20 protein-coding genes are annotated in these 21751 nt (G+C 69.7%); 4 read left to right on the top strand and 16 right to left on the bottom strand.

The annotated features are described in order from the left end of the window. Positions 1 to 65: 65 nt before the first annotated feature. Entirely contained in the window at positions 66 to 1934 is a 1869-nt protein-coding gene (locus AC1DMN_RS06905; protein ID WP_477230903.1) for a phosphoenolpyruvate carboxykinase (GTP), read from the top strand. 140 nt (positions 1935 to 2074) lie between these two features. On the opposite strand, the gene AC1DMN_RS06900 is transcribed toward AC1DMN_RS06905, so the two are convergent. The 9 genes from AC1DMN_RS06900 to AC1DMN_RS06860 all read right to left on the bottom strand — a co-directional run bounded on the left by AC1DMN_RS06900 (position 2075) and on the right by AC1DMN_RS06860 (position 12557). Next, positions 2075 to 3181 (bottom strand): ring-opening amidohydrolase, encoded by a 1107-nt coding sequence (locus tag AC1DMN_RS06900; protein WP_477230902.1) that lies wholly within the window; start codon positions 3179 to 3181, stop codon positions 2075 to 2077. After that, on the bottom strand, positions 3178 to 4485 hold the full coding sequence (locus tag AC1DMN_RS06895) for a hypothetical protein (RefSeq protein ID WP_477230901.1): 1308 nt from the start codon (positions 4483 to 4485) through the stop codon (positions 3178 to 3180). The genes AC1DMN_RS06900 and AC1DMN_RS06895 overlap by 4 nt, the downstream gene beginning before the upstream one ends. A 99-nt stretch (positions 4486 to 4584) precedes the next feature. Beyond that, positions 4585 to 5718: a sugar phosphate isomerase/epimerase family protein gene (locus AC1DMN_RS06890; protein WP_477230900.1), complete on the bottom strand. Its 1134-nt coding sequence runs from the start codon at positions 5716 to 5718 to the stop codon at positions 4585 to 4587. Next, positions 5718 to 6542, bottom strand: coding sequence for an ATP-binding cassette domain-containing protein (locus tag AC1DMN_RS06885; RefSeq protein ID WP_477230899.1), 825 nt, complete (start codon positions 6540 to 6542; stop codon positions 5718 to 5720). The genes AC1DMN_RS06890 and AC1DMN_RS06885 overlap by 1 nt, the downstream gene beginning before the upstream one ends. Then, positions 6539 to 7567 carry an ABC transporter ATP-binding protein gene (locus tag AC1DMN_RS06880; protein ID WP_477384023.1) on the bottom strand — a complete coding sequence of 343 codons (1029 nt, stop codon included), beginning with the start codon at positions 7565 to 7567 and terminating at the stop codon, positions 6539 to 6541. Before AC1DMN_RS06880 ends, AC1DMN_RS06885 begins: the two co-directional genes overlap by 4 nt. 8 nt (positions 7568 to 7575) lie before the next feature. Next, positions 7576 to 8448 (bottom strand): ABC transporter permease, encoded by an 873-nt coding sequence (locus AC1DMN_RS06875; protein ID WP_440733376.1) that lies wholly within the window; start codon positions 8446 to 8448, stop codon positions 7576 to 7578. Positions 8449 to 8460: 12 nt separating this feature from the next. Further along, positions 8461 to 9501 (bottom strand): ABC transporter permease, encoded by a 1041-nt coding sequence (locus AC1DMN_RS06870; protein ID WP_477230897.1) that lies wholly within the window; start codon positions 9499 to 9501, stop codon positions 8461 to 8463. Positions 9502 to 9506: 5 nt separating this feature from the next. After that, positions 9507 to 11096 carry an ABC transporter substrate-binding protein gene (locus tag AC1DMN_RS06865; RefSeq protein ID WP_477230896.1) on the bottom strand — a complete coding sequence of 530 codons (1590 nt, stop codon included), beginning with the start codon at positions 11094 to 11096 and terminating at the stop codon, positions 9507 to 9509. Between the two features lie 216 nt (positions 11097 to 11312). Then, complete coding sequence (locus AC1DMN_RS06860) at positions 11313 to 12557, bottom strand: M24 family metallopeptidase (RefSeq protein WP_477230895.1); 1245 nt, start codon at positions 12555 to 12557, stop codon at positions 11313 to 11315. A 647-nt stretch (positions 12558 to 13204) separates the two neighbouring features. Between AC1DMN_RS06860 and uraD the strand changes: the two genes are divergently transcribed. From uraD to AC1DMN_RS06845, 3 genes are all read left to right on the top strand, one after another. Next, complete coding sequence (gene uraD / locus AC1DMN_RS06855; RefSeq protein ID WP_477230894.1) at positions 13205 to 13720, top strand: 2-oxo-4-hydroxy-4-carboxy-5-ureidoimidazoline decarboxylase; 516 nt, start codon at positions 13205 to 13207, stop codon at positions 13718 to 13720. Between the two features lie 70 nt (positions 13721 to 13790). Further along, complete coding sequence (locus AC1DMN_RS06850; protein ID WP_477230893.1) at positions 13791 to 14741, top strand: hypothetical protein; 951 nt, start codon at positions 13791 to 13793, stop codon at positions 14739 to 14741. Between the two features lie 30 nt (positions 14742 to 14771). After that, positions 14772 to 15806, top strand: coding sequence for a S66 family peptidase (locus AC1DMN_RS06845; protein ID WP_477230892.1), 1035 nt, complete (start codon positions 14772 to 14774; stop codon positions 15804 to 15806). A gap of 15 nt (positions 15807 to 15821) precedes the next feature. On the opposite strand, the gene AC1DMN_RS06840 is transcribed toward AC1DMN_RS06845, so the two are convergent. The 7 genes from AC1DMN_RS06840 to AC1DMN_RS06810 all read right to left on the bottom strand — a co-directional run bounded on the left by AC1DMN_RS06840 (position 15822) and on the right by AC1DMN_RS06810 (position 21686). Then, the gene (locus AC1DMN_RS06840) at positions 15822 to 16022 is read right to left on the bottom strand and encodes an AsnC family protein (RefSeq protein WP_440733369.1); all 201 of its coding nucleotides are present in this window, start codon (positions 16020 to 16022) and stop codon (positions 15822 to 15824) included. Between the two features lie 87 nt (positions 16023 to 16109). Then, on the bottom strand, positions 16110 to 16526 hold the full coding sequence (locus AC1DMN_RS06835; protein ID WP_477230891.1) for a hypothetical protein: 417 nt from the start codon (positions 16524 to 16526) through the stop codon (positions 16110 to 16112). 11 nt (positions 16527 to 16537) lie between these two features. Continuing rightward, entirely contained in the window at positions 16538 to 18019 is a 1482-nt protein-coding gene (locus AC1DMN_RS06830; protein ID WP_477230890.1) for an aldehyde dehydrogenase family protein, read from the bottom strand. Further along, entirely contained in the window at positions 18016 to 19245 is a 1230-nt protein-coding gene (locus AC1DMN_RS06825; RefSeq protein WP_477230889.1) for an amidohydrolase, read from the bottom strand. Before AC1DMN_RS06825 ends, AC1DMN_RS06830 begins: the two co-directional genes overlap by 4 nt. Beyond that, complete coding sequence (locus AC1DMN_RS06820) at positions 19238 to 19909, bottom strand: DUF1028 domain-containing protein (RefSeq protein ID WP_477230888.1); 672 nt, start codon at positions 19907 to 19909, stop codon at positions 19238 to 19240. Before AC1DMN_RS06820 ends, AC1DMN_RS06825 begins: the two co-directional genes overlap by 8 nt. Further along, positions 19906 to 20361, bottom strand: coding sequence for a RidA family protein (locus AC1DMN_RS06815; protein ID WP_477230887.1), 456 nt, complete (start codon positions 20359 to 20361; stop codon positions 19906 to 19908). The genes AC1DMN_RS06820 and AC1DMN_RS06815 overlap by 4 nt, the downstream gene beginning before the upstream one ends. Continuing rightward, positions 20361 to 21686 carry a flavin-containing monooxygenase gene (locus AC1DMN_RS06810; RefSeq protein WP_477230886.1) on the bottom strand — a complete coding sequence of 442 codons (1326 nt, stop codon included), beginning with the start codon at positions 21684 to 21686 and terminating at the stop codon, positions 20361 to 20363. Before AC1DMN_RS06810 ends, AC1DMN_RS06815 begins: the two co-directional genes overlap by 1 nt. Positions 21687 to 21751: the final 65 nt, after the last annotated feature.

Raw genomic sequence — 21751 nt, 5'->3', positions numbered from 1 at the left:
GCCCCGAAGAGTGCCGAATACTGGCGCAGAATGGTCACATCGCCCCAGGCTTTAAGGAGCAGACAATGGCTATCGCCGAGACGTTCACCCCGCGGACCTCCCCCCTCGCTGTTGTGCGCGAGTACGGTGCGGCTCCCGAGTACGACACCCCGGCCTTCGCCGCGCTCAGCGCGTGGGTCGACGAGATCAGCGCGCTGACCCAGCCCGACCGCGTGCACTGGATCGACGGATCCGCCGCGGAGAACGACGCCCTGCTGCACGAACTCGTCGACGAGGGCAAGCTCATCAAGCTGAACCCGGAGTGGCGTCCCGGCTCCTACCTGGCGCGTTCGCACCCCAGTGACGTCGCCCGCACGGAAGGACGCACCTTCATCGCCTCGGCGAAGGAGATCGACGCCGGCCCCACGAACAACTGGGCGGATCCCGCCGAGATGCACGCGAAGATGAACGAGATCTTCGAGGGCTCGATGCGCGGTCGCACGATGTACGTCGTGCCGTTCTCGATGGGCCCGGTCGGCGGACCGATCTCGCAGATCGGCGTGCAGGTCACCGACAGCGCCTACGCCGTCGCCTCGATCGGCATCATGACCCGCGTCGGCGAGGCCGTGGTCCGGGAGATCGCGAACGGCGCCCAGTGGGTGCGCACCGTGCACTCCGTCGGGGCCCCGCTGGCCACCGGTGAAGCCGATACCACCTGGCCCTGCAACGACGAGAAGTGGATCGTGCACTTCCCCGACACGCTCGAGGTGTACTCCTTCGGGTCCGGCTACGGCGGCAACGCGATCCTCGCCAAGAAGTGCTTCGCGCTGCGCATCGCCTCGGTGCTCGCCCGCGACGAGGGCTGGATGGCCGAGCACATGCTGCTCATCCGCGTCATCTCGCCCCAGGGCAAGGCCTACCATGTGGCCGCAGCGTTCCCGTCGGCGTGCGGCAAGACCAACCTCGCGATGCTCCGCCCCACGATCCCGGGCTGGAAGGTCGAGACGCTCGGTGACGACATCACCTGGATCCGCCCGGGTGCTGACGGCCGCATGCGGGCGATCAACCCCGAGGCCGGCTTCTTCGGCGTCGCGCCGGGCACCGGCGAGTCGACCAACGTCACCGCGGTCGAGACGCTCTGGGGCAACACGATCTTCACGAACGTGGCGCTGCGCCCCGACGGCGACGTGTGGTGGGAGGGCCTGACCGATGAGGCTCCCGCGAACCTCATCGACTGGGAGGGCAACGCGTGGACTCCGGAATCCGGCCGTCCCGCCGCGCACCCGAACTCGCGCTTCACCGTGTCGGCGGCGCAGTGCCCGCAGATCGCGGAGGACTGGGAGGATCCGGAGGGCGTGCCGCTCGACGTGATCCTGTTCGGCGGACGCCGCGCCACCAACGTCCCGCTCGTCGTCGAGGCGACGGACTGGAGCCACGGCGTGTTCCTGGGCGCGACCATCTCGTCCGAGCGCACGGCGGCGGCGGAGGGCACGCTCGGCGAGCTGCGCCGCGACCCGTTCGCGATGCTGCCGTTCTGCGGTTACAACATGGGCGACTACTTCGCGCACTGGCTGAAGATGGGCCGTGCCGTCCGCTTCGACAAGGCTCCGCGCATCTTCCAGGTGAACTGGTTCCGCCGCGGCTCCGACGGCCGGTTCCTGTGGCCCGGCTTCGGCGACAACGCCCGCGTGCTCGACTGGATCATCCGTCGCATCGAGGGCGAGGTCGACGCCGTCGACAGCCCGATCGGACGCCTGCCCAGGATCGAGGACCTCAACCTCGAGGGTGCGGATGTCGCCGACGAGGATCTCGCCGAGCTGTTCAGCGTCGACACCGCGTCGTGGACCCGCGAGGCCGACTCGACCGAGGAGTTCTTCGCGACGTTCGGCGACCGCCTCCCGGCGGCGCTCACCACCGAGCTCGCCTCGCTGCGCTACCGCCTCGCGAGCGCATAAGACGTGATCCGGTTCCTCCGCCCGTGTGAACGGACGGGGACCGGATCCACCAGGACCCGTGGCGGCGGGATGCCGGAGACAGCCCCATGGCTGAGTGGTCTCCGGCATCCTGCCGCCACGTTCTCGTCGGTGCGTGACGGTCAGCCCACGTCGAGCACGATGGCCAGGGTCCCCCCGCCGGGAGGACCCTGCTGCACGCCGCCCGCGGATATCCAGATCATGTTGTCCTGCAGCATGGCGGAGAACGCGCTCGCGACCACGGTCTTCAGGTTCTTGACGTACACGGGGTCGTCGGTGACCAGTCGCCGACCGCGGATGAGCCCGTCGACCGGCTCCTGGTACTTGACGTAAGTCGCGCGGATGCGCGAACGGACCGCGGGTGGCAGGGGACCCTCGCCGACCGCGATGCCGGCATCTCTGACCGCTCGGGTGACCGCACCGATGTCGAGCAGATCCGCGATGACAGCCCGTCCGACGCGCAGCCGGCCGCCGGCACCGCGGCGGTTGCCCAGCGCCAGCAGGTGCGTCTGCGGCCCCGCACCGCCCACGTCCTCCCAGATGTTCGACGACACCGCCACCTTGTCGCTGAAGAGCGCCGGATCTGTGCCGATCGCGGCCTCGTCCGGGAACGGGGCGCCGTCGACCACGACGCGCACGGCCTGCGCGATGCTGCCGCTGGAGAACCCGAAGACGCCCTGCGGATCCAGCTCGGGTGCCGCCCCGGTGCGCGCAGCCGCGATGTCCTCGAGCGGCGGGTAGTAGGACTTGCCGATCACGAACTCGACGTCTGCGGGGGCCATGCCGGCATCCGCCGCGGCAGCGCGTACCGCGTCCGCGTTGGCCTGCACGTGCGCGGCCCTGCCGATCCACTCGGGGAGGATCGTCGTGGAGGCGGCGCTCCCGATCGCGAGCCGGGGCAGGCCGTCCGCCGCCGGCTCCGCGGCGGTGCGCGTGTACACGACCAGATGCGGCGTCATGATCGTGCCGACACCGGCGCTGAAAGCCATCGGCACCGCTTCGATCGCAGGGACGGGCCGGGTGCCGTGGTCGAGCAGGAACCGGCGCACGGCCTGATCCGCATCGACCCGGCTCGTGTTGTACGTGTCGCCCCAGCCGCCGGTCTTGCCGGTGACGGCCACGATGTCGTCCGGATTCAGCCGCCCGTCCGCCACGAGCGCGGCGAGCCCCGACACATCCCGCAGGCCGCTCATCGGCACGCGGAACGCGTCGACGGCCTCCGCGCTCATGCGCGGCTCGGTTTGCCGCTGCGCACCGCCTCCCGCAGTACGGCCTCGCGCAGTACGGCCTCCGCTCGCTCCGGGGTGAGCCAGCGCGGGTACTCCACGATCTCGTCGATCGCGTCGTTGAGCGCCCGGTATCCGGTCTCCACGGCGTCGTTATCGAGCTCCAGGCCGAGGTTCACGGCCAGCTGGCGCACCATGGCTCGGGTGCTGAGGCGGTCCCACACCCAGCGGATGTCCGCACCGACGACGTCCGCGTGCACGCACCCCGAGATCGGCGGGAACGTCCGGACGCCGTCGCGCAGCGCGCTCAGGACATCGGCCGTCGTGCTCTTCAGGTAGGCGTACTCGCCGGTGACCGGCTTGAGCGCCGGGTTGGGGATCCCGGTCTCCTCGTAGACCAGATCCGACAGGGCCTGCAGCCGATCGAGCCTGATGCCGGTGTCGACGCCGTAGAGCACCTCGAGGCTTGTCGCCACCTCTTCCAGCGGCGGGAAACCGCACCGGTAGGAGACGCCGTTCACCGAGACGTCGGGTCCGGCGCCCGCGGCGGCCGCGGCGATGGCGGCGGCGGTGCCGAGGCCGAAGTCGTCGTGCACGTGCATGGTCAGCGGCACGGCGGTGGTCAGCCGGGAGCGGAAGCGGCGGATGAACACCCGCATCGCCTCGGGGCCGAGGCTGCTGGTGGAGTCCATGAGGTCGATCCGCCGGGCGCCGAGTGCGACGGCCTCGTTCGCGGCGCGCATCATGGCGTCGAAGTCCCGGCGGCCCGCCTGGGCGAGCGTGACGGTCCACTCCAGACCGTTCGACGCGGCGTACTGGGTGACCTCGGCCAGCTGCGCGAACTGCCGTGCTTCCGCCTCGGGGGAGGAGGCCTCGACGATGCCGGGGCCGATGACGGTCGCCCCCAGTTCGAGGAGCAGGTCGACTGTCGAACGCGGATCGATCTTCGGGGCGCCCTCGCCGTTGCCGAGCAGGGTGTCGGCGTAGACGTTGCAGGTGAACCCGAAGCCACCGGCCAGGATCTCGCGCACCAGTGCGAGCTCGCGGGCGTTCGGCTCGTCGTCGCCCCACCAATCGAGGTTGAGGCTCTCGTCCTTGATCCCGATGTCGTCGAGCGCCTGCGCGATCCGCAGATATCCGTCGATCGTGGTGCGGGTGCCGGCCGTGTAGTTGGTCTTGCGGAGGGTGCTGTCGATCAGGCCCAGGGGGCGGGGGAAGTCGAACTCGCGGGTGACCTCTTCCTCGAAGTTGATCGGGCTGACCCAGTGGCTGCCCTCGACCCGGTATTCGTGGCGGGGGTTGATCATGTCTCGTCCTTGTCGTCTCGTTCTTCGTCGTTCGGGGTCGGCGACCACCGGCCGATGCGCCAGGGAGACGCGCACCGGCCGGTGTGCCCGTGCCCGACGTCAGCGCCCCGCGCCAGCGGTCTCGGCGACCGGGGTGTGCAGCGGGTAGCCGGCGTCGGCGATGATGGAGCGGGCCATGCGGGCCCCGGTCCGGATCGTGTCGACGGCCTCGTCGTACTCGTAGGGTTGCGTCAGGTAGCGGCGCCAGTCCGGAACCTCACCGGACTGGATGCGCTGCTCGTACGCGTGCACCATGTCGAGGTAGGCGGCGAGCTCCTCGACGCCGAGGTCCGGGTGACCGGCCAGGAACTCGGGATCGAACGCCTCGATCACGCGCGGGCGCTGAGCCGGCGCCTTGTCCGCGTAGGGCTGCGGCGGTTCGATCGTCACGTTCATCCGCGGGTTCGCGGCGACGATGATCGGCAGCAGTCCGGCGAAGTCGACGAGGCCCGTGCCGTACGGGCGCAGCTGGTGGGCGAGACCGCCCTCTTCATGCGCCACATAGGCGTCCTTGAGGTGCGTCTGACGCACGTACGGCGCCACCCGTCGGGCCGAGAACACCGGATGCTCCATGCGCTGCAGCACGTTGGACGTGTCGAACACGATGCCGGTCGTGTCCGGTCCCACGGCCTCCACGAGGCGCACCAGCTCGAAGCTCGTGACCTCCTCATGGGTCTCCAGGTTCATGTGGATCCCGAGATCGCGGGCAATGGGCGCGAGTCGCTTCAGGAACTTCTCCGTCGCGGCCAGCTGGTCCGTCCAGTCCGTGTCGGTGCGGAACCGGTCGTAGGCGAGCCTGCCGAAATAGGTCCCTTTGAAGTTGGCCGTGGCGACCCAGAGCTCGCGGCAGCCGATGGCGGCGCTGGCCTCCATCATCCGCCGGAAGCCGCGCAGGATGTCCCCGTCCCCGATGGCCCGCAGCTCGGGGGCCTCCGGATTCGCGTACGGGTTCACCTTGCCGAGGCCTGTCTCCAGATACAGGTCCAGATCGTCCGCGCGCTGCCGGAGCTCGCGCAGCACTCCGGGGTCCAGCGTCGGACTCATGTCGAGCACGCTGCGGAAGAACAACCCGTCCATGCCGAGCTCGTGCGCGTGGCCGATCGTCGCGAGCGGCCCGCGCTTGGCGGCCTCCGGGATCTTCTTGCCGTCGACGCCGACCCGGATCCGGTGGGTCGATGCCGTTGACTCGGTCATCACGCCACCTTCTCCTCGAGAAGCCGTTCCAGCGCCCGCTGCCGGGCGATGGTCGGGTTGGGGTTCGGCACGGCAGCGAGCAGCGCCTTCGTGTAGGGATGCGACGGGTGCTCGAGCACGGTCTCGGCGGGACCATCCTCGACGATCCGGCCGAGCTGGATCACCGCGACCTGCGAGCAGATCTGCCTCACCACCGCGAGGTCGTGCGCGATGAACAGCACGGTGAAGCCGAGGTCCTCCTGCATGTCCTGCAGCAGGTTGAGCACCTGCGCCTGTACCGACACGTCCAGTGCCGAGACGGGCTCGTCGCAGATGAGCAGCTTCGGCCCCACGGCCAGAGCGCGCGCGATCGCGATGCGCTGCCGTTGCCCGCCCGAGAAGGATCGCGGGTAGCGGTCGAGATCGCGGTCGCTGAGGCCGACCTGCATGAGCAGCTCGGCCACGCGCGCGCGTCGCCGCTTGCGATCCGGTTCGAGGTCGTGCACGAGCAGGCCCTCGCCGACGAGCTTCTCCACGGTCATCCGCGGGTTCAGGCTCGACGTCGGGTCCTGGAACACGAACTGCACCTCTCGGCGGATCCTCCTCAGGGTCGCGCCCCTGGCCTCGGGGATGTTGATCCCGTCGTAGGTGATGGTGCCGCTCGTGGGCTTCTCCAGGCCCATGATGCTCTTGATGATGGTGGTCTTGCCGGATCCCGACTCGCCCACCAGCCCGGTGATCGTGCCCGCTTCGACCGTGAGGTCGACGTCGCGCAGGGCGTGGACGGGCTCGCGCCCGAGCGCGTGGAACACCTTGTTCACGTCGCGCAGCTCCAAGAGGCTCATGCTGCCGTCTCCTCTCCTGCGAGGGGGTAGAGGTGGCAGGCGACGAGCCCGCCGTCGGGGGCGGGCCGCAGCTCCGGCACCTCCCGCGTGCACAGGTCGAACGCCTTGGGGCAGCGCGGGTTGAACGCGCAGCCGGTCGGGCGGTTCGCAGGGTGCGGCGGGGCGCCGGGGATGGTGAGCAGGCGGGGAACCGTCTGATCGATGCGCGGCACGGCCTGCAGCAGACCCTGCGTGTACGGGTGCGCCGGGTGTGCGAACAGCGAGTCGACGCTGCCCTCGTCCACTTTGCGGCCGGAGTACATGACCGCGACCCGGTCGGTGAAACCGGCCACGGTGCCGAGGTCGTGCGTGATCAGCAGCACGGCGAGACCGCGCTCCTTGGACACCTTGTCCATGAGCGTGAGCACCTGCTCCTGCACGCGCACGTCCAGGGCGGTGGTGGGCTCGTCCGCGATGATCAGCGACGGGTCCGAGATGAGCGCCATCGCCAGGACCACGCGCTGACGCATGCCCCCGGAGAACTCGTGCGGGTAGGCCTTCATCCGGGCCTCCGCATCGACCACGCCGAGCTCCTCGAGCACCGCCTTCGCGCGCTTCGCGGCCTCGGCGTGCGAGACGCCGGCGATCCGCAGCGGCTCCATCACCTGGTCGCCGATCGTCATGAGCGGGTTGAGGGCGCCCATCGGATCCTGGAAGACCATGCCGATCTTGTGCCCGCGGACCCGGACCATCTGCTTGTCGTTCAGCTTCAGCAGATCCTGGCCCTCGAACTCGACGGATCCGGAGAGACGGAAGTCGGAGTCGAGGCGCATGATCGAGCGTGCGGTGACGGATTTGCCGGATCCGGACTCGCCCACGAGCGCCACCCGGTCTCCCGGGCGCATCTCGAGGCTGAAGTCCTCGACCAGCCGGATCGGCTCGTCCTTCGGACCGGCGTCGATCGTGAGGTTCCGCACCGACAGGAGCGGAGCGGCTGCCGGCGTGGCGCCGGTCGGCGCTGTGCCGACGTTCGTGAGAGTGTTCATTGCCGTACTCACCTTCTGCGAAGGGCGGGGTTGAAGCGGACCTGAAGGATGTCGCCGAACAGGCCGAAGGCCACGGCGGTGATGGCGATCGCGAGACCGGGGGCGAACGCCGCCCACGGCGCGGTGGCGATGATGCCCTTCGCGCTGGTGACCATCGCGCCCCACTCGGCGCTCGGCGGCTGTGCGCCGACGCCGACGAAGGACAGGCCGCCGAGGATCAGGATCGTGTTGCCGATGTCGCCGGCCCACTTGACCACGAGCACGTCGAGCGAGTTCGGGATCACGTGGTGCAGCATGAGCCGCGTCCGGGAGACGCCCAGCACACGGGCGTTCTCCACGTACGGCTGGGCCATCGTCTCCTTCATGACGCCGCGCAGCACGCGTGCCGTGACGGGCCATCCGGTGAGGATCATGGCGATGACGGCCGAGTTGAGGCTCGGACCGAGCGCCGCGGCGACACCGAGGGCGAAGATGATCGGCGGGAATGCCAGGGCGGCGTCGACGACCCGCATCAGCACCTCGTCGGCCCACTTGCCGCCCAGGGTGGCGAGGGTCGCGACCAGGATGCCGATGATCGAGAAGCCGGTGACGATGATCACCGAGCTCAGTAGCGACGACTGCGCGCCGGCGATGATGCGCCAGAACACGTCGCGGCCCTGCTCGTCCGTGCCGAACCAGTGCGCGGCGTTCGGCGGCTGCAGTGCGTTCAGGATGTCCGACCGGTAGACCGCGTCATACGGCGCGATCAGCGGTCCGACGATCGCCAGGAGCAGCAGCAGCACCACCACGATGGGGATGATGATCTGCATCCCGGAGATGCCGGTGATGGAGCGGACGGTGCGGCGCCGCATGGGCGCGATCATTGCGAGAGTGTTGCTCATGATTCTCCCCTCCTAGCCCAGCTGCCCTGCCCGCAGACGCGGGTCGCGGATGAGCTGGAGGACGTCGACGATGTAGTTGCACACGACCACCAGGACGCCGATCACCAGCACCCCGCCGAGCACGGCGAAGGTGTCCTTCTGGGCCACCGCGTTGGTCAGGTAGGAGCCGACTCCCACCAGACCGAACACGGACTCCACGAGGACGGCGGCGCCGACCATGGCGCCGAACTGGATCCCGACGAGGGTCATCGAGGGGCCGATGGCGTTCGGCAGGACGTGCCGCCAGACGAGCTGGCGCTGGGGGATCCCCTTGGCGCGGGCGACCGTGAGGTGCTCGCGGGCCAGGACCTGGATGAGCTCGGCGCGCATGATGCGGTACAGCTGCGCAGCGAACGGCAGGGCCAGGACGATGGCCGGGAGGATCAGATGCTGCACACCGTCCCAGGCGGCCATCGGGTTGCCGGCGAGCAGCGAATCGACGATCACCGAGCCCGTCCGGGTCGGGACGTCGAACCCGCGCGACAGGCGACCGGAGATCGGGACCAGCTGCAGCTTCGTGCCCAGCAGGTACTGCAGCAGCAGTGCGAGCCAGAACGTCGGCAGGCCGGCGCAGATGATCACCAGCGTCTTGATCGTGAAGTCGGCCGCCCCGTCGCGTCGCAGCGCCGAGAGAGTGGCCAGCGGCGTCACGCAGGTGACGACGATGATCACGGCCAGCAGCACCAGCTCGATGGTCTGCGGGAGCACCTGTCCGATGCCCTGTGTGACCGACACGTGGGTGGTGATCGAGGTGCCGAGGTCGCCGCGCAGGAGCCTTCCGAAGAAGGTCATCAGCTGAACGAGGAACGGCTGATCCAGACCCAGCGCCTTGCTGACGGCTGCGACCTGCTCGGGACTCGCGTTCTCACCGGCGGCCACCCTGGCCTCATCACCCGGGATGAGCTTGACCATCAGGAAGACGAACGCGCTCAGGCCGATGAGGGTGATGACCGAGGAGAGCGCTTTGCGCAGCAGGAAGACCGTGGTCTGCCGTGCCGGATTGCTTTTCGCCATCGTCCTCACCCCACTCGGAGGGTGAAGAAGGAGATCGGCGTCGCGGACCAGGAGAAGTCGATTCCCTTGAGGTCGCTGCGGTAGCCGACCGGGAACGCCACCTGGAAGAGGTTCGCCTGCACGGAGTCGCCGGCCACGGTGGTCTCCACCTGCTTGTACAGGTCGCAGCGGTCACCGGCGTCGGCGGTCGCGCGGGCCTTGCTCAGCAGCTCATCGACCTTCGGGTTGCTGTAGGCGCCCTTGTTGGTGCCGCCGATGTTCGCGGAGTTGTACAGCTTGTCCAGCCCGGCACCGGGGTCCGGGGTCAGGATGTAGTCGTTGATCAGGGTGAGGCCCGGGATCGTCGCAGGGTCGGACAGCGTCTTGAGGTAGTCCGGGAAGGCGATCGGAACCAGGTTCACCGTCACGCCGAGGTCCTTGAGGTTGGACTGGAACAACGTGGCGATCTGGGTTTGCGTGGAGTCGACGGACTGGTAGCGCAGGTCGAGCGCTGTCGAGCCGAGACCGGAGAGCAGCTCCTTGGCCTTCGTCTTGTCCTGCGCGGACGGCTTGGCACCGGGCCGGCAGGTGAACGCCGGCGACAGGATGCCGCTGGAGATCGCGCCGTTGCTGTTCAGGATCTTCTGGAAGCCGCCGGAGTAGTCGAACGCCAGCTTGAGGCCTTCGCGGATCTTCGGGTCGGCGGTGGGCCCGGTCGACGTGTTGAACCACAGCTGGGTCTGGCCCGACGTGGGCACGAACTTGACCGAGACGCCGCTCTGTCCCTTCAGAGCAGTGGCATCGATCGCGGACAGGCCGAAGGAGACGTCGATGTTGCCGGCCTTGAGCTCGTCGCGGTTGGTCGCGCTCTCATCGATGCGACGGAACACCATCTGCGTGGGCCGCTTGTCATCGAATCCCCAGTACTTGTCGAACCGCTTCACGGTGGTGCCGTCGGCGGACGATGCATCCGTGCCCTCGAACGGGCCCGTCCCTGCCTCGTGCGCCTGCAGCCAGCCCTGCGCGTCGTCTGCGCCCGCGTTCTTGGAGACCAGGTCGGCCTCCAGGATGTAGATGTTCGCGAGGCCGTTGATGAAGAACGCGTTCGGCGCCTTCAAATTGATCACGATGTGCGAGTCGTCCACAACGGTCGTCGAGTCGTAACCCTGCAGCAGCGAGGCGACGCCCTGGCCGAGCCGGGTGTAGCGGTCGAAGCTGTACTTCACGTCCTTCGCGGTGAGGCGGGTGCCGTCATGGAAGGTGACGCCGTCGCGCAGGGTGAAGGAGATGGACTTCGCGTCGTCGGCGACCTTGAAGTCCTTTGCGAGCGCGCCGATCATCTTGTTGTCCTGAGCGGCGTCGAACTTGATCAGCGGCTCGTAGACGATGTTGTCGACCATGTTCGTCTGCGCGTAGTCGGCACGCAGCGGATCCATGGTGTTGAACTCGTGCTTGAAGCCGACGACGACGGACGTCGATGCGGCCGTGGTGCTGCCGCCGCCACCACCGCCTCCGGATCCGCCTGCGGTGCAGGAGGCGAGGGAAGCGGCGACGAGCGGGAGAGCGAGAAGTGCGGCGGCGAGAGTGACCTTGCGGCTGCGGTGCTGAATTGACATGGAGTGACTCCTGGATGAGAAAAGGGTGATTTCTCAGGGCGCGGGCTGGCGCCCTGCTCGGGGTTCGGGCATCACCGCACGGAAGACCCTTGAGGGTGAGGGGCAGCCGTGCGATGGCTCTTGTGGAGTGCTCCGGTGTCTGATGTTGAGTTATGCGGGCCGGATCGGGATCCGGCAGGGGCTGTGCGCTGTGATGCGGTCAGCTATGGGTGCGGATCAGAGTTCCCAGATTCCTCTGGGCGATTCGGTGATCCAGACGGCCCCATCATCGGTGACGAGGGCCATGTCGCCGGCGACGATGCAGCCGAGACCGGGAACGGTGAAGTTGGGATGCACTTCGATGACCATTCCCTTCTCGATCCGGACGCCGGAGTCATCGAGGGATCTGTCCCGGAGGGGATTGAGATCCCGCGCCATCCCGGGCTCGACATAGGTGAGGCCGAGTCCGTGACAGCTCTGGAAGCGGAATGGATCCGTTTCCCGGGTGAAGGGGGCGTGCGCCGCGTACTGGTCCTCGATGACGTCGATGACGCGGTGCAGCGGCTCGCCGGGGCGCATGACCTTCAGGGCCGCGTCCTGGATCTGGATGAGGATGTCGGCGTAGGCGGCGAGTTCGGTGCTCGGCCGTCCGCGGACGCCCATGCGCAGGCACTGACCGAAGTAGCCCTCATAGGAGGTGGTCGTGCCCAGCTGCACGCGATCACGGTCGGTGATCCGTGCGGGGAGTTCCATGAATTCGAAGTAGGTGGTCGGCGGCTCCTCGCCGATCGACAGCCAGCAGTTCGCCGAATCGGCGCCGAGCAGGCGGCCGACGTGCTCGGCCTCCGCCATGACCGAGGGGCCCGAAGCGCCGGGCCGGGTCGACTCGGCGAATGCCGCCGCGACCATCGTGTCCGAGATGCGTGCCGAGGTGCGGAGCATCTCGATCTCCTCGGGTGCGCGCGTGAGGCGCAGGCGATCGAGAACGCCCTCTGCTGCGATGATCCGGAAGTCGCGGAAACGCTCCGCCAGCTCCTGGTGCGCGGGGTGGCTCAGCTCGTCGATCCCGATCACGCCGATCCGTGCTCCACCGCCGACGCCGGCGTCGGAGAGCATCCGGGCTGCGGCCTCGGGATGCAGGCGCTGCTCGCCGGCCAGCACGATCTCGCCGAGCCAGGCGGAGCGCTGTGAGAACTCGCGACGCTCGTGCACACCGAAGGCCAGCACCGCGGCCTTGCCCGATGCGGTGACGACCACGGTCGACGGGGTGGGCTTGGCCGCGTAACCGGCGAGGTACTGGACGTACCCGGCGGTCTTCGTCCGCGAGCCCAGCATGCGCGGGCTGCCGAAGACGACGAGGGCGTCGAGATCCTCCGCGATCATCGCTGCGCGGACGCGTTCGATGCGCTGTTCCAGTACCGGGACCGGGACGGTGGCGGTGAAACGCTCCCGCGGGGCGACCGCGGCCTCCACCAGGCTCATGACAGCCGGTCCGGGGGTGAGTCGGACAGAGGTGGGCGGTGGTTGTTTCCGGCGATCCGTACGGGGACGCGGAGCCGCGACGACGCGGTTCCTATGCCCCGGAGTGCCGAACTCGCTTTCGGCACTCGGGCGTCTGAAGCAGCCATGATTCAGAGCCAATCGTTCTTGGTTCAAGACCCCCTCGGGTGGGGGTGAGGTCACTGTAGATCTAAGACCAATGATTCCGCAAGGGGAGACCAAACTTTCGCGATGCGATATTTCTGAGACATATCACACCCGGTCCAAGTGGTGTACCAAAATGGTGTACCAAAATCCGCTCGCGCGCAAGACCTGTCTGCGCCGCGCTCGGCGGGCTCTTGCGGGAGGGTACCGGTTGCTCTCGGGGCGCTCGTGTCGACTCAACGCCGAGCGCAGGATTTGGTGTACCAAATCTTGACGCGGCTCTCCGTGCATGGGAGAGTCGATTCCACATCGTCCAGATGGAATAGGAATCCCGCATCGTGGAACTGGGAGCCCTTTCGTTGTAGGACGGGTCCGGACCGCGCTGCCCGATGCGGAGAGATCAAGAGATCAAGGGAGATCCCGATGTCCTCACTTCAGTTCGACCTGTTCGCCGCCGGCGTGCGGAACGTCGCTCAGGCGGGAGCGTGAGCGCCGTGACACTGGATGAGATCAACGCGCTCGACCAGGACGCCTTCGTGGCCGCGCTCGGGCCGGTCTTCGAGAACTCGCCCTGGGTGGCGCGCGCCGCCTGGCACTCTCGGCCCTTCGAGGACGTGCGCGAACTGCACCGTGCGATGTTCGCCGTCGTTGAAGCCGCCGACCGGCAGACCGTGCTCGACTTCCTCAATGCGCATCCTGCGCTCGCAGGCAAGGAGGCGCAGGCCGGCGAGATGACCACGGAGTCGGTGGGAGAGCAGGCCAGCGCCGGGCTCGACGCCCTCAGCCCCGAGGAGTTCGCGCGCATCGGCGAACTGAACAGCACGTACCAGGATCGGCACGGGTTCCCCTTCGTGATCGCCGTGCGCGGCCACACCAAGACCTCGATCCTCGCGGAGTTCGAGCGGCGCATCGGCGCCGACACCGAGGCGGAGCTGCAGGCCGCACTCGACCAGATCGCGCTGATCTCGCGGGGCCGGCTCGATCGCGTGGTCGCAGCCTGAGCCGCGCTGATCGGTGACAGCACTCGATGGCGCCGTGCTGGACGTCGGCGCGACGGGGTAGCGTCGCGGCATGGACGTCATCGATTACCTGATCGACTCTGATCCCGCGATCCGCTGGCAGGTCCTCCGCGACCTGACGGATGCGTCTCCGGAGGAGGTCGCGACGGAGCGTGCGCGCGTGGCCGCCGAGGGGTGGGGTGCCCGGCTCCTCGCGCTGCAGGCGGAGGACGGGCTGTGGGATGGCGGGGTGTACCGGCCCGGCTGGGTCGACGAGAGCCGTCCGATGTACGACGCGTGGACCGCGACGCACTTCAGCCTGCAGCAGCTCGTCGACTTCGGTGCCGACCCGGCGGACGAGCGGGTGCGGCGGGCGGTCACGCGGGTGCGTGAGGGCGTGCGCTGGGATCAGGACAACGCCCCGCGGTACTTCGACGGCGAGACGGAGCCGTGCGTCAACGGCGTGGTCCTCTCGAACGCCGCGTATTTCGGGGAGTCCGGCGACGCCGTAGTCCGCACTCTCCTCGCCGGGCAGCTGGCTGACGGCGGGTGGAACTGCTGGGCCGAGTACGGCGCCACGACCTCGTCGCTGCACTCCACGATCTGCGTGCTCGAGGGGCTCCTCGCCTGGGAGCAGGCGACCGGCGGCACCGAGGTGTCGCGGACCGCGCGGCTGGCCGCAGAGGAGTATCTGCTGGCGCGCCGGCTGTTCCTGCGACGCAGCACGGGGGCGGTCATCGACCCGCGCTTCACGATGGCCTCGTACCCGGTGCGCTGGTACTACGACGTGCTGCGCGGCCTGGACTACCTGCGCCGGGCACGCCCCGAGGGGGATCCGCGCTGCGCCGAGGCACTCGAGCTGCTGCGCTCCCAGCGTGATGCGAATGGGCTGTGGCGGCTGGGCAACACGCACGAGGGGCCGACGCCGTTCGCCATGGAGGGCGAGTCCGAGGGGTTCCCGAGTCGCTGGGTCACTCTCAGGGTGCTGCGGGTGCTGCGCTGGGCGGGGGACGACGTCGTCTGACGGGGGAATCCGCGCCCTTAGGCTGAAGCGATGCTCCTTCCGCCCAAGGCCAGACCAGGCGACCGCATCGCCGTGCTCTCCCCGGCATTCGCCGCACCTGCCGTCTCGCTGCCCGTGCACGAGCAGGCGATGCGCCGACTGGAGGAGATCACAGGGCTGATTCCGGTCGAATACCCGACGACGCGGCAGCTCGGCGCGTCCGCCGAGGCCCGCGCTGCCGACGTGAATGCGGCCTTTGCGGACCCGTCGATCCGAGCCGTCATCGCGACGATCGGCGGAGACGATCAGATCCTCGTGACGTCGCATCTCGACGCTGCCGCTGTGCAGGCGGACCCCAAGCCGTTCCTGGGATACAGCGACAACACCAACATCCTGAACTGGCTGTGGCGGCAGGGGATCGCGGGCTACTACGGCGGCTCGACGCAGGTGCATCTCGGCCCAGGCCCCATGGTCGACGAGATCCACGCCCGCTCGCTGCGCGCGGCGCTGCTCGATGGCGGCACGATCGAACTCGACGAACCGGGGGAGTCGGAAGACTTCGGGCAGCGTTGGGAGCACCCGGACGCACTCACTCGGTTCGGCGAGCGGGAACCGACCGAGCCGTGGGTATGGGCAGGGAGTGCCGTTCACGTGGCGGGACCGACCTGGGGCGGGTGCATCGAGGTGCTCGCTCAGCTCGCGCTCGCGGGACGCTTTCCCCGGGAGGAGCGACTCGACGGTGCGATCCTGCTCCTCGAGACGAGCGAGCGGCTCACCCCGGCGCCCATGGTGACGGAGCAGCTCCGCGCCTACGGGGAGCGGGGATTGCTTGCGCGGGTCTCGGGGGTCGTGGTCGCGCGGCCGCCTGTCAGCACCCACGAGGTCGTCCCCTCGGCGCAGGAGCGCGCCACCGCCCGTGCTGCTCAGCGCGATGCCGTTCTCGCTGCGATGACCCGCTACAACCCGGACGCGGTGGTGTGCGTGGGAGTGCCGTTCGGGCACACCAGGCCGCAATGGATCGTGCCGTACGGTGGCACGCTCGTGCTGGACGGCGCCGCGCACCGGGTCATGGCCGACTACGCCTGACGGCGCACGCCGACGTCAGCGCCGCCCGAACCTGCGGTGCGCCGCCTGCCGGGTGGTGCCGAGTGCGCTGGCGATCGCCTGCCAGGAGTAGCCGGCGGCGCGGGCACGGCGCACCTGCACCTCCTCGGCGCGGGCGATGTCGCGACGCACCTCGACCAGTCGGTGCAGCTCGGCGAGAGGTTCGCCCTGCGGATCCGTCGCCTGCGCGGTCTTCATGATTCTCTCGCCTCCATGATGAAGTCTTCTCGCGTCAATGCTGGTTGACGCGAGGGAGGCGCGTCAAGGGATGTTGACGGGATCCGATCAGCCCTGAGCGGACAGCTCGCCCGCCCGACGGCGGTTCCGCACCCCGATCGCGAGGACGGCGCCCATGACCAGCGCGAGCTCGAGCGCGTTGAGGCCGAGCGCCGCACTGTGCAAGGCGTCGAGCGGCGTCGCCTCCTGCGCGAGGCCATGCGTGTGCCCGCCCATTCCCGTGCCCCCCGACCACACGTGCAGCAGCAGCATCGCGGCCGCCATCGCCATCGCCGCACCCCACGCCGCGTCGGGAAGGGCCGCGCGGCGAGGGCGCAGGCAGAGCGCACAGGTCGCCGCGAGCAGCACCATCGCCGCCGCGAGCACGGACGGGCCGCTCAGCAGCATCGCCGCGTGCACTGCGACGCAGGCGACGGTCGTCAGCAGCGTCGCGAGCTGAAGCACGGCCCAGCGCGGGTGGATCATCGTCGTCCTTCTCATCCGTGCTGGAACCAGGTCGTCTTCCAGTCGGTGTAGTTGTCCAGCGCATGCCGCGACAGGTCTCGGCCGAAGCCCGACTGCCGGAACCCGCCGAACGGCGTCGTGAGGCCCAGCGCATCGACCGTGTTGACCGAGACGGTGCCGGCGACGAGCCGCTCCGAGACCCGGTGCGCGCGGCCGAAGTCGGTCGTCCACAGCGAGGCCGCGAGGCCGTACTCGGTGTCGTTCGCGAGGCGGACCGCTTCGTCCTCGTCGTCGAAACCGAGTACCGCCACGAGTGGGCCGAACACCTCGACGTGGTGCAGGTCATGGTCCGCGCCGAGGCCGGTGACGATCGCGGGGTTGAGGTACGCGTCGGATCCGGTGATCGTCACGCGATCGCCACCCGCGACCAGGTTGCCGTCCGCAGCCGCCTGGGCGATCGCGGCGGAGACCTCGTCGGCGTGCGCGCGGCTGATCAGACTGCCGTTCCCATCGCTGCCCGCAAGCGGGTCGCTGGGAGCGTAGCCCCGTGCGGCGGCGGCGAGCAGGGCGACGAACTCGTCGTGCACCGACCGCTGCACCAGGATTCGCGAGTTCGCGGAGCACACCTGGCCCTGGTTGTAGAACGCGCCGAACGCGGCCTTCGCGGCCGCGGCCTCGAGGTCGGCATCCGCGAACACGAGGTTCGAGCTCTTCCCGCCGGCCTCGAGTGCGACCCGCTTCATGTTCGAGGTCCCGGCGCTCACCATGAGGCGCTTGGCGACGGCCGTCGAGCCGGTGAAGGCGAGCACATCGATGTCCGGGTGCAGCGCGATGCGCTCCCCGACGACGGATCCGCGCCCCGGCACGACATTGAGCACACCCGCGGGGATCCCCGCCTCGAGCGCCAGATCCGCGAGCCGCAGTGCGGTCAGCGAGGTCTCGGTCGCGGGCTTGTGAACGACACTGTTTCCGCTCGCGAGCGCCGGCGCGAGCTTCCACGCGGCGATCTCGAGAGGGTAGTTCCACGGCGTGATCGCGCCGACCACGCCGAGCGGCACGCGCTGGACGAGCGCGGTCGAGCCGGGTGGGGTGGCCGGGATCTCGTCGAACCGCTTGTCGGCCAGTTCGCCGTACCAGCGGAACGTCTCGGCGGTGCCGGGCACGTCGACGGTCAGTGTCTGTGCGATCGGCTTGCCGGAGTCGAGGGTCTCGAGCAGTGCGAGCTCCTCGAGGTTCGCCATGATCAGGTCGGCGAGACGGATCAGCGCCCGGCCGCGGTCGGCGGCGCTGCGCCGGCTCCACGAGCCCTCCTCGAACGCGCGCCGGGCGATCGCGACCGCGCGGTCGACGTCGTCCGCTGTGCCGGCGGCGAGATCGGCGAGGTGCGCGAGTGATCCGGGGCTCTGCACCGCGATCGTCGCAGCGTCCGACGCGTCGACGCGGCGTCCGTCGATCACGGCACGGCCGTCGATCGCGAGCGCGCGGCTGCGTGCGGTCCAGTCGATGGTGGTCATGAGGCACTCTCCTTCAGAGCATTCTCGGGGATCGGAGCGCGCGCGCGGGCGGTGGCGACGTCGATCACGGTCCACGCCATGAGGACCGCCGCGTCGAGCAGCGCCTTCTCCGCGACGGAGCCGACGCACGCGGCGGCGAACTCCTTCTGGTGGTTGCCGTACGGCAGCGAGCCGACCCCGATGTACGGGTGGATCGCGGGGACGAGCTGGGACACGTTGCCCATGTCGGTGGACGCCCGGTTCATCCGCCCGGCGACCTCCGGATCCGCGAACACGCGCCCGCGTGCGATCGCGTTGGCCCGATAGAACGCGAGGGCGCGGTCGTCGGTGCGGAACTCGGAGTACGGCTTGCTCTCGGGCGTGACGCGCAGGGTGGCGCCCGAGGCGAGCGCCCCGGCCTCGAAGCAGCGGTTCACGCGCTCCTCGAGGACCTCCAGCTCCGCGAGCGAGTTCGCGCGCACGTACCAGCGGCCCTCGGTGCGCTCCGGGATCGCGTTCGGGGCGTGGCCGCCGACCGTCTGCACGCCGTGCACACGGGTGTCGGCAGGCAGCTGCTGGCGGAGCAGCCCGATCGCGACCTGCGCGACGAGGAACGCATCGTTCGCGTTGACGCCCTGATCCGGATAGGCGGCGGCGTGCGCCGACACCCCGTCGTAGGCGATGTGGCTGTGCGAGACCGCGAACGGCCGAGCCTCGGCGACATCGACGGGCGCGGGGTGCACCATCATCGCGAGGTCGAGGTCCCGGAACGCGCCGGCCTCGATCAGCTCGATCTTGCCGCCGCCGCCCTCCTCCGCGGGGGTGCCGTAGACGCGTACGGTGAGGCCGAGCTCGTCGGCGAGCGGCGCGAGCGCGAGCCCGGCGCCCACGGCACCGGCGGCGATGAGGTTGTGGCCGCATGCGTGCCCGAGCCCGGGCAGTGCGTCGTACTCGGCCATGATCCCGATCACCGTGGGGCCGGATCCGGTCTCGGCGAGCAGGGCCGTCTCCAGACCCAGATACGCCGGAGTGACCTGGAAGCCGGCCGCGGTCAGCGCCTCGCCGACCCAGCCGGCGGCGCGGTGCTCCTGCCAGGCCGTCTCCGGGTTCGCGTGCAGCGTCTCGGACAGCCGGATCAGGTCTGTGGCGGCCGCGGCGACGCTCGCGTCCGCGGCGGCCTTGAGCGCGGCGACGTCGGCGGGCGACCCGGCCGCGGGGGCCTCGGGGTGGACGGCGGCGTCACTCATCGCCGGGCACCCCGTAGCTCGGCGCGGCGGACGGGTCCATCCCGCGCGTGATGTACGCGTCGCGCTGCGGCAGCCAGACCTCGAGCAGCTCGCCCAGCTCGGCGATCGGGTCGCTCTCGGTCCAGTCCACGCGCAGATCCGTGACGCGCCAGCCGGCGTCATGCACGACAGAGAGCCCGGCCGAGTGCACCGGGCCCTCCTCGCCGCCCGCGGTGACGGCGGCCTGCATGGCCGCGAGCAGGCGCCGCTCGAGCTCGCCTTCGGCGGCGGCGAACGCGTCGACCATGAGCTGCGGGATGTCCGTCGAGGCGAGCATGTTGCCGCCCGCGGCGACCCCCGCGCCGGTGGCGGCGCCGACGTTGCCGAGCGCGCGCTCGCCCGAGTACACCGCCGCGCGGCCCTGCGCGTCGACGGCCAGCAGCTGCCGGAACGCGATGTGCTCGGTCCCTGCGGTCACGGCGTCCAGCGCCTCTTCGGCCGAGGCGCCGTCGCGCAGAGCGGCGAGCAGGATCGGGCCGAGGCGCGGATCCGTGATGTTCTGCGAGTTCACCGCGCCGACGCCGTCGGCCAGGTGCACGCAGCGCGCAGCGACCGCGGGGGAGGACGACGAGATCGCGGATCCGAAGGCGCCGGTCTCGTCGCGCGCGACGATCGAGAACGTCATCGCGCCGCCTCGTCGTCGGCGGCGGGCCCACGATCGGCCGCGCTGCTGATCACAGCGGTCGCGTCGATTTCGACCAGCCACTCCGGGCGGGCCAGCGCGCTCACCACGAGGCCGGTCGAGACCGGGAAGACGCCGGTGAGCCAGCGACCCATCACGCGGTAGACGGTCTCCCGGTAGCGCGGGTCGATGAGGTAGACGACGACCTTGACGATGTCGTCGAGGGAGGATCCGGCCTCTTCCAGCAGCATCGCGATGTTCGCCATCGCCTTCTCGGCCTGCGCCTCGACGTCGCCGATCCCGACCGACTCGCGGGTCTCCAGATCCTGACCGATCTGGCCGCGCAGGTACACGACGCCGTTCGCGACGACTGCCTGGCAGAGGTCGTTGTCGAGGTTCTGCTCGGGGTAGGTGACCTTGGTGTTGAACGGGCGGATGCGGGTGTGCGTGGGCATCATGCGACTCCTGTCTGTGCGAGGGCGGGGACGGACCGGGTGACGTCGGCCTGGGCGCTGGCGGTGGCGCCGGTCGCGGCGGGGTAGGCCGCATAGCCGCGCTGGATGCCGATCTGATCGGCGATGTAGCGCGCGTCGTGCCACACGCCCCAGAGGAAGCTGGAGCCGCGGCGGGACTGCCAGGGCAGCCCGAGGAAGTAGATCCCGGGCTGCGCGGAGACGCCGCGCTGGTGGATCGGCCGACCGCGCTCGTCGAAGGCCTCAGGGTCGATCTGCAGCCAGGAGTAGTCCAGCGCGAAGCCGGTGGCCCACACGATCGAGGTGATGCCGGCGTCCTTCAGGTCGAGCGAGAGGATCGGGTGCGTGAGGCTCTCCGGATCCGGTCCGATCACATGCGCCTCGGGCTCCTCCGGCAGGTCCAGCCCGTTGCGCAGCACGTAGGCGTCGGCTTCGTCGAGCACCGAGAGGTAATTCGCGTCTCCCGCGGCGATGTTGGCGCGCAGATCGGGCGCGATGGCGAGCACGCCGTCCTCGTAGTCGCCGGCGCGGCCGAGCAGCGTGACCCCGGTCGCGGCCAGCGCGCGGAAGTCGACGGTGTGCCCACCGCGCGCGCCGCTCACGGCGATCGTGACGTGCTCCGCGCCCACGGGTGGAGCGGCCATGTCCCACTTGCCGAGCACGCCCAGCCACCAGCAGAAGTCGCGGCCGCGGTAGCGCCGTGGCGGCCGGTCGTGCGGGCCCACCGCGAGGTAGACCTCGCGACCGGAGCGGCGCAGCTCATCGGCGATCTGCACGCCCGAGGATCCGGCGCCGACCACGAGCACGGCGCCCTCCGGCAGCTGCGCCGGGTTGCGGTACTGGTTGGAGTGGATCTGGTGGATCCCCGCGTCCTGCGGGACGACGGCCGGGATGATCGGACGCTGGAACGGCCCGGTCGCGGCGACCACGTAGCGGGCGTCGATCGTGCCCTCATCCGTCTCCACCCGGAAGCCGGGGCGGTTCACGTGCCGGCGCACGCTGTGCACCTCGACACCCGTGCGGATCGGTGCGTGGAACTTCTCGGCGTACGCAACGAGATACTCGGCGACCTGCTCCTTGCCCGCGAAGGCGTCCGGATCCACGTCGAACTCCAGGCCGGGGAAGCGGTCGTGCCAGGCCGGGCCGTTGGCGACCAGCGAGTCCCACCGCCAGGAGCGCCAGCGCTCCGCGATCCGATCCCGTTCCACGACGAGGTGCTCCACGCCCGCCCGGCTCAGGTGCTCGCTCATCGCGATGCCCGCCTGGCCGGCGCCGACGACCAGCACCTCCACGTCTTCGTGCGACATCCGTTCCTCCACTGCGCCGTTCCTCTACTGCCTCGGGTACTGCTGCTCCTCCATGCTCCCGAGGA

Source organism: Microbacterium sp. 01T413_2 (assembly GCF_056398985.1).
Note: the sequence above shows the minus strand (reverse complement) of the source record. Positions and strands in the feature narration are given on the sequence as shown.